Genomic DNA, 16,117 nt, shown 5'->3' with positions numbered 1-16,117 from the left:
AACATTATTATAATATTTTTATAGCACATACATTTTATCTGTTTTTAAAATTTCGTCGTAACGATCGACTATATTTTTCTTAATATTAAATCCTTTCTTGCCAGGTTGACCGGTTTTATTATAAATAGTAAGCTTACCAATTACTTTTAAAGTGATACCCAAATAATCTAACTTAAATTGAACATACCTTCCCTGTTTGTCAAAACCATCAATTGCTTTTCCTTCAAACCCAGTTTCTGCCTCTGCTGTCAAAACTCCTTCAAAACCAACTTTTTTAGTGCTATCTATTTTCTTCCCATCTACACCATTCTTATCTCCAGCGACAAATATTACTTTTGATATTGTAGCTTTTATTGTAAACCCAAATTCTATCCCAATAAATATCCCTAATTTCAGTTCACTACTTGATCCTTTAGGATTGAGAAAATCAATGGTATTAGAATATTTCACTTCACCTTTTGCATATAGATTAAATATTAATTCCCAACTCACTTGCACACCAGTTTTCTTTGCGACCCAACCTAATGCTGTCTCTAGATAATCAAGTGCCGTTAATACAGCTCCCACTGGCGGAATTTTAGATGCTAATGCTAAAAGATCAATCCCGCCTTTTGCTTTAATAAGTGGTTCAAATCCAATTTTAAGTGATCCAATACATTTTACTTCAGGGCTTGCTACATCTGGAACGTCAAATTTCCACTCCCCACCTATTCTGATTGTTGGTAATGAAAATTCTAAAAAAACTGGTGATGAGATTGCTTTACTAACTTTGGGTAAAACTTTTTTTGCATCTTTTTGTAAATCCGTTGCTACATTTCTATGGCAAATGGAATCTAAAATATCTTTAATTGTAGTAATTTTCTCTATAATCTTATTTAGATTGCTTTGTAGTGCTATTCCCAAATCATAAAGCTTGTTATCAACTGTACATTTTATATGTAATTCTCCCCCATATTTCGGTGAATCTATTTTACCAGTTTTAGTTGCTTTGATAGCCTTATTGAAATGTTTTAAGTTTATTTTTTGCTTATTTTCAGTATTACCTTCAGGCATACCAGAATAAGTGTAAAAGTCAGAATCATCTTTCGGCTTAATCAAGATAAAAACTTCCCATTTAATCTCGGGAAATATTCGGACTTTTGCTAATTGATTTGGATACCGACATGTTCCAATAGGTACAAAATATGTTTGAGCTTTGGATTCCGTCAAAAAAAAGTAATTAAACATCCACACTTGATCCATAATGCCTTCTGCTAATTCACCTATTGCTAAACCCCAAGTACGTATTGGTGAATCTTCTAACATATGTTTATTGTAGATATATGATAAATTTAATTGAAGTTTATTTTCTCCCTTAAATTCATAATCTTTGCCCAAAATTAATCCTTGCTTTTTAGATATATCAATAGATTCCACAGTGCTTTTTCTATAATCATAATCAATCTTATCAATACTACTATAATCTCTATCGACAACATAATGACCTTTCTTATTTTTAAAAGGATATGTAACTTTGTTCATTTGAAATACATTCTCTCTTATGTCGTGTTTTGATTTTTCAGGTAACATTACTCCGTTACAAAACACATTCTTATTTTGCAAATTATCAAGTGTAATAATAATTTTCTTTATACTTTCTCCCGCTACTACATCATAGAAATTTTCCGTATCATCGGTAAATTTTTGGTTTTTATTTCCATTTTCGTCAAAAATTATTATTGGTATTCTTTTCCCCTTTGACACAGAATCTTCATCATCACCCTCTTTTATTAATATTTTTGAAAATCCACATGGATCAGATTCTCTGTGTTTAAATTTTATATCTCCAATATATTGAATTTGATTATTTTTTATCTGTTCATTTCTTTCAAGAATCTCACTCATGTAATCTGCATTTACTTTTATGCGACTTGAGATTGAATTTTTTTTATCATCAAGATCGGTAACTCCTAATATCGATGGTTCATACTGAACAACATCACTTGTCGGCTCATTCAAAAAATTTTTAATTAAAATAATTTCTATTTTATTCGAAATTACAGGTCTATATATTATCCCGATAAATAACTGCGATTACTGAAAACTCCTTTTTTTCAACTTCTCCTTTTCTCCATTTCTCATAATCGATCAAAACTGTATTTTCTAATTTTTGATTTGCACCTCTGCCATAATAAGATTCCATATCAGGCATAATATGAACTGCACTTGCCCAAACACTTGCGTCTTTTATTTGTGATAAATCAATATCCTCCGTTGTCTCTTCCAGACCAAATTTTTTATTTTCACCATTATTCTCAACTATGAAATATTGAGCGCATACATCCTGAGATTTTTCCGAATAAATATTATGAAAATGCACACTGCATTTTACGACATCGCCATATTGATAATTGTTTTCACTATTTTCAAAATATGCAAAGGTAATTGCTGGTGTAGAAACTGGAATTATATAAAAGGTGAAGCTTTTTGAAGGGTCATCAGTGAATATAAAAACTTTCTGATAATAACCATCGTAATACAAAGAATTGTAACCAATGCCTGTAATATTTATATCAGTTCCTGTTTTGTAATTTTTATCCATTCCGTAAAAATCAAAACTTTTTGAGCCGCCATGCAAACCCCATAATTTTGAATTTATTTTGCCATCCTTTGTTTTGCCATTTATAGCGTTTGCAAAGGCTTCCTGGTATACAACAGACCAATTGACATCTTTAGAAGGCAATACTCCATCGTCAAAACATGATTTATCTACATAAAACGTAGCAGCACTTTGATTTGATTCAAGAATGACAGTTTGATCTTTTTGAATAAGGGACTCTTGTTCTGGTTTAGGATTGGTCTGATTTAACTTTGCTGGTTTACCTCTCCTATAGCCAATTACAATAATACTACCATCGTTATACTTACAACCAATTATTTTTCCTATTTTTTTTTAACAATTAATTTATATTCAGATGAGAGTACGGATCTTTCTTATCAATATTTGCCATATCCACCAAAGGATTCACATGCGATTGCAATTCCTCATCAGCATTTTGCAAATTCTTTTTGGTAGGTTCTCCCATTTGTCCAGATTTCAGAATAGAAATACAATCGGGTCCTCCAATCGGGCATGTTGCTTTGCTATCTTCCAATAAAATATAACCATCTGGTGGTGAATATTTTTCTTTTTCGTAAAAACCTGTCCAAGCTGTAAGTACAATTTGGCAGGGTTTAAAACCTCCTGGTGTTGGTTGCATTTTGCATGGACCAAAAGTATTCTTTTCAAAGGTAGTGGCGCCAATATCTTTGTGAGTGGCAGCCAATTTTTTTGTGCCTTCATGATCATTCAGGTAATATTTTGTATGCGTAAGCACTTTTAGTTTATCGGGCGTTGTGCCGTATTTGCAGAGACAAAGTGCGCCCTGAACTACTTTTTCCTTTAATGCCATTTTGTGATTTATTTGAGATAAAGTTAATAAAAATTACTGAAAAAGCCGTTACCAATCATTTTCAATTTGTTCAAAATTATCAAAACCCCATTTATTCGGCGGTAATTTAATTAAACCACCAGTTATAAAAGGACTCTTTTCGCTTAACACTTTAGTTTTATAGATTTCGGAATTGGTTTGGTACATTGTAAATTCTATTCTACGGCTTATAATTTTTTTGCCTTCCCAATCTTTAGAATAAATTTCAAAATAGGCTCTGATATGCATCGGAAAATGGTGGTAGACATCGGAATCAAAATGAACTTTTAGAGACATCCATAAGGTAAGATCTTCTTCGGCATTTTTGGGGTAGAAGTAAGTGGGCGCTTTAATTTCATCACTATTAAATTCCACTTTAAAGGAATGATAATCTGTTGGGATTTTTTCTATAATCTGAGTTCCAGTAAAACGAAGTGGATATTGGTAAGAGATTACAGCCAAGTACATTTCATTTTTCACGCTTCTTCTGTCACCATAATTTATTAGCACAGGATGGAAAAATAAATTCCAAAACCAATCGTAATTCATACTTTTCGCCACGTGCTGCTTATTTTCTAATTTCTTTTCAAAAACATTAAAAAAATCATCCAAATCGGCGCTTTTATATTTTTCAAGAATTTTATTCTTCTGTTCTTGCCATCTATTTAAAATTTCTTCATGGTTATTGATGTTATTTGCAGCAATGCCTTTTTCATTATAAAAAACTTTTACAGGATAAAGTGATTTTGAGATAGATTCTGCTAAAATTTCATTTATAAAATCTGGCTCATGTTGGTTAAAAAATAAATTGGTTTTGTTAATGCTGATCTCTCCGTTTCCTTGCGTTACATTAAGTTCAACGATTGCTTCATAATCCATCCTTTTTTGCGGCTTTAATTCTTCACTATCAAAATATTTGATGGAAACACCGTATTTCCGAGCTTCTAATCCATCTGGATTAATTCTCATGCCATTCAATCTTCTTCTTACTTCATTTTTGTCTAGAACTTTTTCTTTCATTTATATACTTCTTGCTTACTATTGGACTAAATTAAGGATTTTTTACTTTATAAATAAAATAAAAAAATTATCTTAGTTGAAATATTAAAAATTAATTATAGAATGTTTGTACGATGAGTAATTAAATGAGCGAAAAACATTTAGTTTGCCAAGGCGCACTTTGCAAGTGCAATTTTGGAACTACACCAGATAAATTGAAAGTTCTTACCCAAAGCAAAAGATACATCAATGATAAAGAAGGTAGCACAAAACTCATGGCTACAAACAAGGACATGGGTGCTTCTAATTTTGAAAAAAACACTTTTGGGCCTTGCAAAATGCAACCCATACCAGGAGGTGGTTTTAAGCCTTGCCAAATAGTAGTATCAACGTGGAGTGGTTTTTATGAGAAAATTACATTGCAAGATAATAATGGAAAAGCACTATTAGAAGACAGCAAAGCAACTTGCCCAATTGGCGGACAAGATTGTATCACCATTATAAATCACGGTCAGATTGCAGAAATTTCTGTGCAGAATTTGAAGAATGCAAATAAAGAGGTCTTAGCGGAGTTACTGCCTTTTGTGGAATTGGAAGATAAAGAGGAAGAAGTTGAAATAATTTTTAAATCTAATTAATATGTCTGAAGCTATAATTTATTTAGAAACAAAAAGTATAGGTGTAGATATTGGTACACCAAAAACAATTGTATCATTTATTGATGATAAAAGCCCCAAACAAATTTTGTTTGTGCAAACGAATTTAGAAAATGAGCATGAAATACAATGGTTTATATATGATAATACGAAGAATAAGTATTTAGATAAAAATGATTATTCTGGGTCAACAAAAGTGGAAATGAAACTTTATGGAGGCAATGCAGGAAGTGTTCAAGAGCCTGTCGTATTAAGCATTTTCACAAAGTACAAGGGAGTAAGGCAAAGTACCGTTTTGCTAAATATAATTGCTATTCCAGAAATAAAAAATGCAGTGTGGTTAGATTTTCAGGAGAAAGAAATTTCTGAATCAAAAGTTTCAAATCATATTGCAAGAATAGATATTATCCAAGGAAAAGGTATTAAAGGTATTAGTCTTATAATAAGAATATTCTTAGATGGAAAACTGTATAAAGAATCACCCATGGGAGACGATCACTATTTTGATGTTTCTTTGATCGGTTTTGCGCAAGAAGTTTATGCAAAAGGTGAAGTTAAATTAAGTTTTCAAATTTTATATATGAATGAAGTACTTTACAATGGCCCTTCATTAACATTAAAATCTATTTTAGAAACCGAAAATTCTGAAGTAGATATAAATAATATTAGTCCAGTTGTTATAAGTGCAGAATCTTATTTTACTCAAAAATATGAACCTTGTAAGTACACAGAAATATCTTATCTATTAGAAAATAGTAAAGAGCCAATTGTAATATTTGATGAAAAAACTGAAAAGAAATCATTAGATGACAAGCCAAATATTACAGTTATTGCTGGGAAAAAAGGAAAGAAATTAGAGGTTTTACTTGCGAAATTAACCACAGAACATTGTCGTAATTTAGATAAATACCAATCCAAACTTCCAGATCAAGATGCAACTATTGATAATGAAAAGGTTCCGCATGGAGGAATTGTAATTGATGTAAAAAAAATTAAAGAAGAATTATTGTTGGATGTTGATCCAGAATATAATGAGGCGAAAACTCCTCAATTAAGTTTTCAATTAAAATACCCTTATATTTTTTTGGATAGCGAAAACATAGATTATTTAAATTTTTTGGCATTGTACAACCCTTTGTTATTGCACTCTATTTATAAAGATACAATAGTGAATATTGAAACATGCCGGTACCGACATTTTATTCCGCTGGTAGTTTATCCAGATTTAGCTTGGTCTTTTCATTTTCAATGGGGAAATCCTAAAACGCGTCTGTCAGATTTTGCAAAGCAAAGTTTTTTACAACAATATGGCCCTGACATTTTAGGAAAATTGCAAGGTAACAAGATTTTTTATAAAGATATTGAAGTTAATCTGCAACGTGGATTAAAAGATGAAATTGATGCCTTTAACCAATTTATAGAAAGATATTTAAAGTATGCTGTAGATATTTTTATGGGAATAGGAACAAAAGATTTTGGTAAAAGCTTATCTGGAAGCTACCGCAGAAGATTTTGCCGTGGGCTTTCATGCTTATTATGATTTTGATAAAGACGGAAAGAACCCTACTATAATTCCCTATTCCGATGAATACAAATGGGTAGCCAAAACCATTATTGGATCAGGAGTTGTAGTTAGTTTAATAATAGACATTCTTTTACTAATTTTAACACGAGGAAAAAACCTTGGTGTTATAGCAACTAAAATTCAAAAAATTTATAAATATACACGTTTAGCTTCTTCGCTTGCAGGGGCAAATACTTATGAAAACAAAGAAGGAGGGTACAAATTTATTGCTCCGCAAATAGCTATAAACGCTGGTGCTGCCTTCAAAAAATATGAAGATGAAACTATTGGTTTTGTACTGGAATATACCCTAAGTGCTGCGCCACTTTTCGCAATACAACGAAACGAAGAATGGACTTTAGGTAATTTTTTTGCTAATGTAACAGGAATACAGGGTATATTTGATAAATTTCAGAGTGTTGCTGGTGTTGCGGGAACTATAGAAACGATCTACGGACATGCTAAAAAAGCAATACCAAAGGATAAAAATGCACCTAAAGAAAAACCAACTGTAAGTGTTAAAAGCGTAAGAGACGTTAGAGAACTTGCCTATTATGCAGAAAACAGAGTTATATCTTATTTTGAAAAAAAAATAAAAGATTTACTAGGTGCCTCTGCTATATTAACCCTAACCTTCGATGGATTTATTGATGCACATATAACTGTAAAAGCAGATCTTTTTCAACAAAGTTTGAGTCTTTTTGATGGAAAAAATTCATATACACCGGAAAGCCAGCGCAAAAAAGACGAACCTTTTAAAAACCAAGTATCTTATGGCAAAAAACAAGGCATTGATCTTTTTTTAAAGTTAGATGCTAAATTAGTGAAGACTGTAAAATTTAGTAAACTGAATTATTACGTGCCAGATTTTCTACAAGATTTTACTGGTAAAGAATTTGCAGATGTAGGCGTTAATGCCACAGCCATTGCAGAAATTAAAGGTACGCTGTATTTTGAACGCACTTATTATTATAGTACCAGTACTGCCACTGCTGCTGCTGTAAGCAATCTTGTAGATAAAATGTCAAGCACTAAAATTTCAGAAGATCTTTATGAAAAAGCCATCAAAAGCAGCAACCTTGCCATGCCTGTATATAGAGACAACTACATTTTTTCTGGTTTAATGGGTACTGTGCTTGTTATTGTTAAAAAGAAATCAAAAAATATAGAAATCTCTGGTGGCACCGATGATGCGGGTAATAGCAAGCCTTACTTAATTGAGTTTATCCCAGGGTTTGTAATTCCTGGCGAAGAAATACCCGTGTTTAGCGATTTTAGCAAAGAAAAATAAAACGAATGAAAATAATAAAAAACGCCTTTATCTATAGCCTCTTATTTATGCAATTGATATGTTGCGGACAAAATACCAATACAAATAAAGATATGACAAACAACATTACCTCAGACAACATTGCCGCAAAAGTAATGGAAAACGTAAAGCGTTATCCTCAAGAACCTATGTATATGTTGCGCATCAACCAAAACTACTGCACTTACGAAATTTTAGTAAACGACTATCCCGTTGAAAATAACTATGATTTGGGTGCTTTTGCTACACCTATCTATATTAATGAAGCTATTCTCAAAAGTGGCGGGCAGACTGTAACGGTACGTATGTATCCAATAGGAGATTTATTGCAAAAAGCTTATGGCGAAGATAAACCCTTTTTTAAGAATTTAGAAGGTGGCAGCAGCGTTTCTATAGAAGTAATAAAAGTGAACGATTGGAAAAACTACCAAATGAAAGATGAGCAAACCATTATGGTTCATCAAAGCCCAGGGTTTGAAGATAATAAACTACCCGCAGCAGGCAGCCCATTTTATGAATACACCTTTAGTTTTAATGCCCAAGTCCCTTACGAGAATGAAGGCTGGAGCAAGGGAGTTGATTTAAGAAAACTAGATCAAAACAAACTGAAACAAAAAGTATTGGCTTATTACAAAAATGTTCAAAAAATATTTGAAGATGAAGATGCTGATGCTAAAGCACAAGCAGAATTTGGTCAATTACTCAGAAGAGCCCAATCAAACTATTGGGACGTAAAATACACCCAAGAAACTTGGGACGAATATAAGGAAAGTTTAAAATTTAAAGATAAAACCTTTCAACCTATAGAAAATTATGAAGTACAATTTTATGGCAACGGAAGAATCATCTATTTCAAGTTTCCAAGTAGTCCTAATACAGATCGCTTTCTTAGAGGAAAATCTGTGCTTTACTTTGAGTACCCTACTGAAAACGGAAAGATTAGAGGAGAATTTCCAAGAACATATCTCTACATGCCTCAAGATTATAAAGGACAAGAAGAGATTCATTTAGAGATGATAAAATAGAATAATGGTTATTTTAACAATAAAAAAAATAGGTTTGTGTAGTTTGTTTTTGATGGGTTTGCAGGGATGCGGACAAAATACCAATACAAATAAAGATATGACAAACAACATTACCTCAGACAACATTGCCGCAAAAGTAATGGAAAACGTAAAGCGTTATCCTCAAGAACCTATGTACATGTTGCGCATCAACCAAAACTACTGTACCTAAGAAATTTTAGTGAATCATTATCTTACTGAAGTAAATTTTGAGTATTTATGAATCAAGTCTTTGAAAAGGTAGTTAAGTTTCACCTTTTCTTTATTCCCAAATTCTTCCTACTTAGATTTAATTACCTACTTATTGTAAACTTTGTTCTAAGAATTTATTATTACTAGAAAAGTCCTTATGTAAAACGTGATGCTACGAAATCAGATTTTCGGAAATAATATTCAATCATATTTCCCTAAAAAATACTATATTTGATGTACATCATCTACAACATAATAAATATTATATGAGCGTACTAATAACCGACGAATCTGCGAAGCAACTAATTCATATCGCGCAATCTATAGCAAGAGAAAATTATAATGCCACTTATGGCGGTTCCCATTTGCTGCAAGCATTGATGCATAAAGACATCGGCTTACGCGAATTTTTAAGTTCAATAGATAAAGATCCCGCCTATATTTATGATTGGGCAGACGTTAGAATAGAAGAATACCCAAAAACAGGAAATCTTCCTTCCGAACCAACGCCAGATGAAAAAATCGACAAAATCTTAGAAGAAGCAGATGAAATGCGTTTGAGATTAGGCTTAGATGAGGTGAATCCTTTGTGCATTCTTACAGCCATTACCAAAGCAAATGTAGCTTATACTGCACAAGAATTAAAATCTTTACCCTTACGTGAACATGAAATTTTAAATCATTTTCAAGGAGAAAGTAAGCAAATAAATAATCAAGCGAATAATCTTTTATCTGGTTTTCAAGATTCCAAATCATCTTTTCCTGCAATTACGGCATATTGTGTAGATATGACGAAAATGGCAGCTGATGGAAAAATAGAAACCATCGTCGGTCGGGACAAAGAATTGCGTCAATTGGTAGAAATTCTTTGCCGAAAAACGAAACCCAATGTAATTATTGTAGGTGAACCAGGCGTTGGTAAAACTGCATTATTAGAAGGTTTTGCCTCAGAAATTAATATTGGAAACGTACCGGAATTATTAAAAGAAGCGACATTATTAGAACTAGACACAGGTGCTCTTTTAGCCGGAACTTCTTACAAAGGTGAAATAGAAGACCGTTTGAAAAAAGTAATTAATGAATGTAAAAAGATAAATAAAGCCGTTCTTTTTATTGATGAAATTCATTCGCTTTTAGATAGTAAAGGTAGTGCAGGAAATGTGGCTAATTTATTAAAACCAGAATTAGCGCGTGGAGAAATCACCGTAATAGGTGCTACAACGCAAGAAGAATATAGAAAAATTATCGAACCAGAACGCGCATTTGACAGAAGATTTGAAGTTTTGACGGTTGAAGAACCAGAAGAAGCAGCTTGTGTGAAAATGATGAAGAAAATTCTGGAGAGTTATAAAGAACATCATGGCGTAGATGTAGATGAAAACAGTCTGGGTGATTGCGTGAAGCTGGCTAAAAGATATTCTAAAGGTAAAAAATTGCCAGATTCTGCTATAGATTTATTAGATAGAACGATGGCTTCCATCAAAATGTTAGACGAACTTTCGGAAGGTGAACTTCAAAAATGGAAAGAAAATTACGAAGAGATTATTAAAGAAACGCCAGAAGATGACCCACTTTTGATTGATGAATTACTGTGGAATTTTCAATTGTTACAAAATAAATTGAGCCCAATTCTTTGGGGTTCTTTATCAGAGCAACATGTTTTAGATAATTCTATGGATGTTACTCAAATAAAAAAAATCATTAATGAAACTTTTGAAGAATTAATAAAACACGCTTCCGTAAAACGTGAAAAAGTAGGCACATTAGAAATGGCTGCTGTGATGGCGTCCAAAACTGGAATTCCGATCGGAAAAATTCAATCAGGTGAGAAAGAAAAACTGATGAATATGGAAGATTTACTCAAGAAAAGAGTAGTCGGACAAGATCATGCGCTGAAAACTTTAGCCGATGCCATCATAGAAAATAGAAGTGGATTGAACAAACCTGGGCAACCAATCGGTTCATTTTTCTTACTCGGACCAACTGGAACTGGTAAAACCGAACTGGCAAAATCTATGGCAGAACTTTTATTTAATGATGAAAGTGCGATGATCCGTTTTGATATGTCAGAATTTAAAGAAGAACATTCTGCGGCTTTGCTTTATGGTGCGCCTCCTGGATATGTAGGTTATGAAGAAGGTGGTGTTTTAGTTAATAAAATTCGTCAGCAACCTTATGCTGTAGTTTTATTTGATGAAATTGAAAAAGCACACACCTCGGTTTTTGATGTTTTTCTTCAAATAATGGACGAAGGGAAAATTCATGATAAATTAGGTAAAGAAGGTGATTTTAGTAATTCATTAATATTATTTACATCCAATATTGGTAGCGACCAAATTGTAGAGCATTTTGAAAGAAATGAAATTCCAGGTGCAAAATCATTAATGAAAATTATGACAGATTCTGGCCGTTTTCGCCCTGAGTTTTTAGCAAGAATCACAGAAATTATTCCATTTTCTCCGATCACAGAAGCGATGGCAGAAAATATTTTCAAAATTCAATTGAAACCATTGCGCAATGCTTTGCAAAGATTGGGAATGACTTTCGATATTACAGATGCTGCAGTAAAAGAATTGGCCTTAAATGGTTTTAGCAGTAAGTATGGAGCAAGACAAATCACAGGTGTCATTCGTTCGCAAATTGCACGTCCTATCTCAAAAAGAATTGTACGTGAGGAAGTGAAAGCCGGCGAAAATATTTCTGTAGATTGGAATGCAGAAAGTAAGGAACTGGTTTGGGAAATTAAGTAATCAATTTTTATACATAATTTTGAAGAATTTTATTTTTAAATATTTTATATTTTTTATTGGTTTATTTTGTTCTACACAATTGTTTGCACAACGTTTGAGTGCAACAGATACTTCCGAACAAAGCGTTCGGAAGTATCAAAATATTATAAAGAACAACAAAGAATTGGTTCGTTTTATAGAGTACTCTTTTAGCAGTAGAGGAATTCCGAAACACATGCGAAATCTTGCGATTATAGAATCTCATTTAGATCGAAATTCTATTTCTGTAGCAGGTGCTTCCGGTGTTTGGCAATTTATGGTAGGCCATGCAAACGATTATGGCCTCACAGATGAAGATCGGAATGATATGTATAAAAGTACAAAAGCGGTCACTAATTCGCTAATCAATCTGTACAATAAATATCAAAATTGGGTAACTGTTGTTGCGGCTTATAATTGCGGTGAAGGTAATGTGAGCAAAGCAATGACTAAAGCAGGATCTAAAAATTATACTGATTTTAAAAATTTTTTACCAGCAGAAACACAAAATCATGTTCAAAAATACCTAAACGCCAGTTTTGCAACAGGTGAACTAGAAGCTGTACTTCAAGATTATTATAAAACTCCCAAAATACAGAAAAACGCTGTAAAAAAAGAGATTCCAAAAAGTAAAAAAGCTGCAATTGCAAGTGTGCCTACATCTCAATTCAATCCAGATTTAGCTCAAACAAGTATCAATGGAGCGCACAATTTAGACGTGATTGCAGAATATTTGAAAATCAGTAAAAGCGAAATTTTAGTTTTAAATCCTGGAATCGAAAAAAATCTACGCGAAAGAGGCGAAACTACTTTACTTCTACCAAAAGAATTAATGGATACTTTCATCATCAATAAATACAAAATTTTAGCAGCTTCTCTTAAAAAATAATAAAATATAATGGAAAACGAGAATTATAAAATGCCACTAAATCCGATGTCCATGATGAGCAACGGCGGCCATATAGATACTTGTGGAGTAGGAGAAAGCATTGCGCAAAATATAATGTTGCTGATTATTACCAAAAAAGGAGAAAATAGATGTGATGAAAACTATGGTAACGATGTCTGGAATGTAGAATTTGATAATGGCGTTACTTCTGCAATGTGGGAAAATATTTTCGTAAAAAGTTTGCAGAGACAAATAGATGAGTATGAACCTCGCCTTGTAAATGCAATCGTATCTGCATCTATAAAATTTGTAGAGCATAACTACGAAACCAAAGGATTTACGGAAGTGAAAAAGAAAGTGAAGATAATAATTAATGCAAAACTAGATTCAACTGGTGAAGCATTTAATTTTTCCACAGAAATTTTTCTTAGTCCTATGTCTATCGATTAGAAGATATTCGAAAAATAACTAAATAATATAAAAATGCGGTAGATTCTATCGCATTTTTTTTTGAAATAAAAAAGTGTTTAATGTATAAAATCGTATTTTGTAGTAGAACTACTACAATTTCATTAATTTCTGTTGTTTTTGAAAAAGCGTTCCTTTTTTTACTTAATTTTACTTAAAAGGAATTTTCTTTTTAATAATTCAGAATATGGGAGATTCAATAATTATTTACGATGTCAAAACTGACGATACTCTTGCCAAAATAGGGCAAAAATTGGGTATGAGTGAAGATGAAGTTCGAGATTTTCACAATATTAATTGCGAAAAAAATGGTTTGCTGTATTTCAATTCCCTCATTGGTGTAGAAAAAATTATAATTCCTAAAAATTTTAAAAGTGTTGCGCAAATAAATAAGGAAATAGCAGAAGCAATACCAGCAAAAAATATTTCGCAGGACTTTTATGCGGAAAATTATAAAATTATAGAATCCTACGAAAGTGATTTTGAAAATGCGGTAGAAATTTCTTATACAGTAAATATCAGACTGGAGGAAAAGAAGGAAAATCAATTAAAAATTTTAGTTGCCTCTATTAAAAGTTCTAATTTTTTGAACAATGGAGAAAAGCCTGATGATAAAATGAGCGAATTGTCTATTGCTTGTGCAGAAAGCATCTCGCCATTGCAATTTGAAGTATATCCCGAGGGAAATATTGCAAAGATGTACCAATTTGAGAATATTCAGAAAGTTTTTCAAGAGAAAAGGAAAGATATAGAAGATTTTCATATCGGAGAAGTTGCACAGAAATATGTAGATCGATTTGCTAGCAATCTATCTAATCAGGAATATTTCGAAAAACAAATCAACTCAACTTTTTTGTATCAAATATTGTTTCCAAATTTAAGTTGGTTTCACAAGCAGAATACTTGGAAAGAAAATTTCTATTTAGTCAAAAATTCTTTCCCATTAAATTGTAATTTTAATATAGAATTTCATCATATAAATGAAGAAGAAATTCAAACCGTCTTGAAAGGGGAAGTTATGGAAGAAGTTTCTCTGCAACAACTATTGCAAGGCAGAAGATTGAATGATGAGGTTGAAGAAGTAATGACGGGTTTGGTAGAATTAAAATACACAACGCATAAATTGACCAAGCAATTGGAGAAGATCCAAGCGGGAATTGCATTAATACATGAAGGAGAACTATACAGAAAGCACAAGATTACAGTATCAAAAATTTAAGATCATGGAAGATTTAGGTAAAGATAAAAAATTTGAAGGTTTAAAAACGCCACCAAAAAACGGGGATTCCAAAATTTCTTCGCCATATTTTGGTGGAGATTTTGTTGCACAATCAAGCTCAAAGCAGGGTAATGTTGCCGATGATTTAAATCCTATGAGCGGTTATGATGAAGGTAAAGATTCTATGGATGAAGAAGATACTCAAAAAGGAGAACAACAATCTGAAGAAGAAGAATCTAAAGAAGAAGAAAAAAAGGAAGAAAAATCTGAATCTTCATCCAGCGAGCACGACGGCAAATATTTCGTCATTCAAAAAGGTATGTGCAAATGCGACCAGGGTTTCAAGTTCCCGAAATTTACAGTTACTTCTCACCAAAAGCATTATTGGAATGATGCCGAAGGAGAAGCAGATTATCTTGCCGTTACAGAAGATGATGTCATGCTAGATCCACCGGCAATGCCATTTGGCAATTGCAAATTGCAACCTACTTCTGGCGGCTATCTACCTTGTTCATACGCACCAGTTGGAAAATGGACAAAAACATACGATAAAGTTAAGGTGATGGGCAAAAATTGCATCACAGAAATTTCCGAATTGCAATGTGGAGTTGGCGGAAAAATAACCATTATGAAACACGGGCAGCAAAGCGAAGCCGGGAAAAGTAATGTGAAAAATGCGGATGCGAGAAAACAGCATATTTATAATCCTATTATGGATTTCGAGGATTTTCAGGAAGAGATTGAAGAAAGTGGGAACCGCCATGCTTGGTAAATTCTAAAAATTTAAAATTATGTCTAAAGGAGGAGTTTATAGAATTAAAGGAGATGAAAATCCAAAAGTTGGAGTAAAAACTTATTATAATGTTGTAGAATGGTATCCAGAAACACCACACTCACAAAGAAATCAATCTTTGGTTACTTGGGAATTGTATTTAAAAACAGATGATGGATATAGAAGTACTGGGATAAAAAAGAAAGGAATAAATTATTTCACTTTTGGACCAAATGCGCACAAGTTTTCTTATAAAATTGAAGGCTATTTGCACGAAGCCGAAGGTAAAGAACCTATGGCAATTTTTGTGCAACCTCAGAAAAAGGATCAGTCTGTGTCCCAAGAAAAAGAAATTTTAGGAATTGATCTTTCCTATCAAGATGGTTCAAAAATCACTAAAACTTTACACTATATGGATAGATCGAGTGCAACTGCAAAATGCCAAAATTTAGCATTGCACAGCATCGTTTTCAAATTGTGGGAAGATGATGAAGTAGAAAATGGTCACAATTCTAAAAATCAATTCATCACAAAATCTCCACCTATCACTGTAGATGCAAGAGGCAATGCTCGCTGGGATTTCACACTTTTTAATACTTATATTGCTCTGGCAAATAAAAGAGAAGATGAAAAGAAAAAACACGAGTATTATGTAACTGCGGAATATTTTGGGAAAACTCATGCCTCGCAAAATGTAAATGTATATAATCCTGAGGATGAAAAAAAAACAACTCCCAGCAAGACTTCCACTTCTAAAACACCTAAAGA

General features: G+C 32.6%; 15 protein-coding genes. 11 read left to right on the top strand and 4 right to left on the bottom strand.

What is annotated here, in order from left to right:
- Nucleotides 1-18 precede the first annotated feature (18 nt).
- The 4 genes from HNQ03_RS06800 to HNQ03_RS06785 all read right to left on the bottom strand — a co-directional run bounded on the left by HNQ03_RS06800 (nucleotide 19) and on the right by HNQ03_RS06785 (nucleotide 4,469).
- Nucleotides 19-1,998: a hypothetical protein gene (locus HNQ03_RS06800; RefSeq protein WP_173778928.1), complete on the bottom strand. Its 1,980-nt coding sequence runs from the start codon at nucleotides 1,996-1,998 to the stop codon at nucleotides 19-21.
- A 46-nt stretch (nucleotides 1,999-2,044) separates the two neighbouring features.
- On the bottom strand, nucleotides 2,045-2,722 hold the full coding sequence (locus HNQ03_RS06795) for a hypothetical protein (protein ID WP_173778927.1): 678 nt from the start codon (nucleotides 2,720-2,722) through the stop codon (nucleotides 2,045-2,047).
- 217 nt (nucleotides 2,723-2,939) lie between these two features.
- A complete protein-coding gene (locus tag HNQ03_RS06790) occupies nucleotides 2,940-3,431 on the bottom strand; it encodes a DUF4280 domain-containing protein (RefSeq protein WP_173778926.1) in 492 nt (163 codons plus the stop codon).
- Nucleotides 3,432-3,479: 48 nt separating this feature from the next.
- The gene (locus HNQ03_RS06785) at nucleotides 3,480-4,469 is read right to left on the bottom strand and encodes a hypothetical protein (RefSeq protein WP_173778925.1); all 990 of its coding nucleotides are present in this window, start codon (nucleotides 4,467-4,469) and stop codon (nucleotides 3,480-3,482) included.
- A gap of 125 nt (nucleotides 4,470-4,594) precedes the next feature.
- Between HNQ03_RS06785 and HNQ03_RS06780 the strand changes: the two genes are divergently transcribed.
- From HNQ03_RS06780 to HNQ03_RS06730, 11 genes are all read left to right on the top strand, one after another.
- On the top strand, nucleotides 4,595-5,086 hold the full coding sequence (locus tag HNQ03_RS06780; protein ID WP_173778924.1) for a DUF4280 domain-containing protein: 492 nt from the start codon (nucleotides 4,595-4,597) through the stop codon (nucleotides 5,084-5,086).
- A gap of 1 nt (nucleotide 5,087) precedes the next feature.
- Nucleotides 5,088-6,644 carry a hypothetical protein gene (locus HNQ03_RS06775; RefSeq protein WP_173778923.1) on the top strand — a complete coding sequence of 519 codons (1,557 nt, stop codon included), beginning with the start codon at nucleotides 5,088-5,090 and terminating at the stop codon, nucleotides 6,642-6,644.
- A complete protein-coding gene (locus HNQ03_RS06770) occupies nucleotides 6,580-7,959 on the top strand; it encodes a hypothetical protein (RefSeq protein WP_173778922.1) in 1,380 nt (459 codons plus the stop codon). The genes HNQ03_RS06775 and HNQ03_RS06770 overlap by 65 nt, the downstream gene beginning before the upstream one ends.
- A gap of 5 nt (nucleotides 7,960-7,964) precedes the next feature.
- Nucleotides 7,965-9,002 (top strand): hypothetical protein, encoded by a 1,038-nt coding sequence (locus HNQ03_RS06765; RefSeq protein WP_173778921.1) that lies wholly within the window; start codon nucleotides 7,965-7,967, stop codon nucleotides 9,000-9,002.
- Nucleotides 9,003-9,006: 4 nt separating this feature from the next.
- Entirely contained in the window at nucleotides 9,007-9,213 is a 207-nt protein-coding gene (locus HNQ03_RS06760; protein ID WP_173778920.1) for a hypothetical protein, read from the top strand.
- A 286-nt stretch (nucleotides 9,214-9,499) separates the two neighbouring features.
- Nucleotides 9,500-11,983 carry an ATP-dependent Clp protease ATP-binding subunit gene (locus tag HNQ03_RS06755; protein WP_173778919.1) on the top strand — a complete coding sequence of 828 codons (2,484 nt, stop codon included), beginning with the start codon at nucleotides 9,500-9,502 and terminating at the stop codon, nucleotides 11,981-11,983.
- Nucleotides 11,984-12,002: 19 nt separating this feature from the next.
- Entirely contained in the window at nucleotides 12,003-12,890 is an 888-nt protein-coding gene (locus tag HNQ03_RS06750) for a lytic transglycosylase domain-containing protein (protein WP_226927451.1), read from the top strand.
- A gap of 9 nt (nucleotides 12,891-12,899) precedes the next feature.
- Nucleotides 12,900-13,340, top strand: a complete 441-nt coding sequence (locus tag HNQ03_RS06745; RefSeq protein ID WP_173778917.1) for a GPW/gp25 family protein — start codon at nucleotides 12,900-12,902, stop codon at nucleotides 13,338-13,340.
- A 205-nt stretch (nucleotides 13,341-13,545) separates the two neighbouring features.
- Nucleotides 13,546-14,577 (top strand): hypothetical protein, encoded by a 1,032-nt coding sequence (locus tag HNQ03_RS06740; protein WP_173778916.1) that lies wholly within the window; start codon nucleotides 13,546-13,548, stop codon nucleotides 14,575-14,577.
- 4 nt (nucleotides 14,578-14,581) lie between these two features.
- On the top strand, nucleotides 14,582-15,349 hold the full coding sequence (locus HNQ03_RS06735) for a DUF4280 domain-containing protein (protein ID WP_173778915.1): 768 nt from the start codon (nucleotides 14,582-14,584) through the stop codon (nucleotides 15,347-15,349).
- Between the two features lie 19 nt (nucleotides 15,350-15,368).
- On the top strand, nucleotides 15,369-16,117 hold a 749-nt coding region (locus HNQ03_RS06730), incomplete at its 3' end, for a hypothetical protein (RefSeq protein WP_173778914.1).

The organism is Frigoriflavimonas asaccharolytica (genome assembly GCF_013294015.1).
GTDB lineage: Bacteria > Bacteroidota > Bacteroidia > Flavobacteriales > Weeksellaceae > Frigoriflavimonas > Frigoriflavimonas asaccharolytica.
Note: the sequence above shows the minus strand (reverse complement) of the source record. Positions and strands in the feature narration are given on the sequence as shown.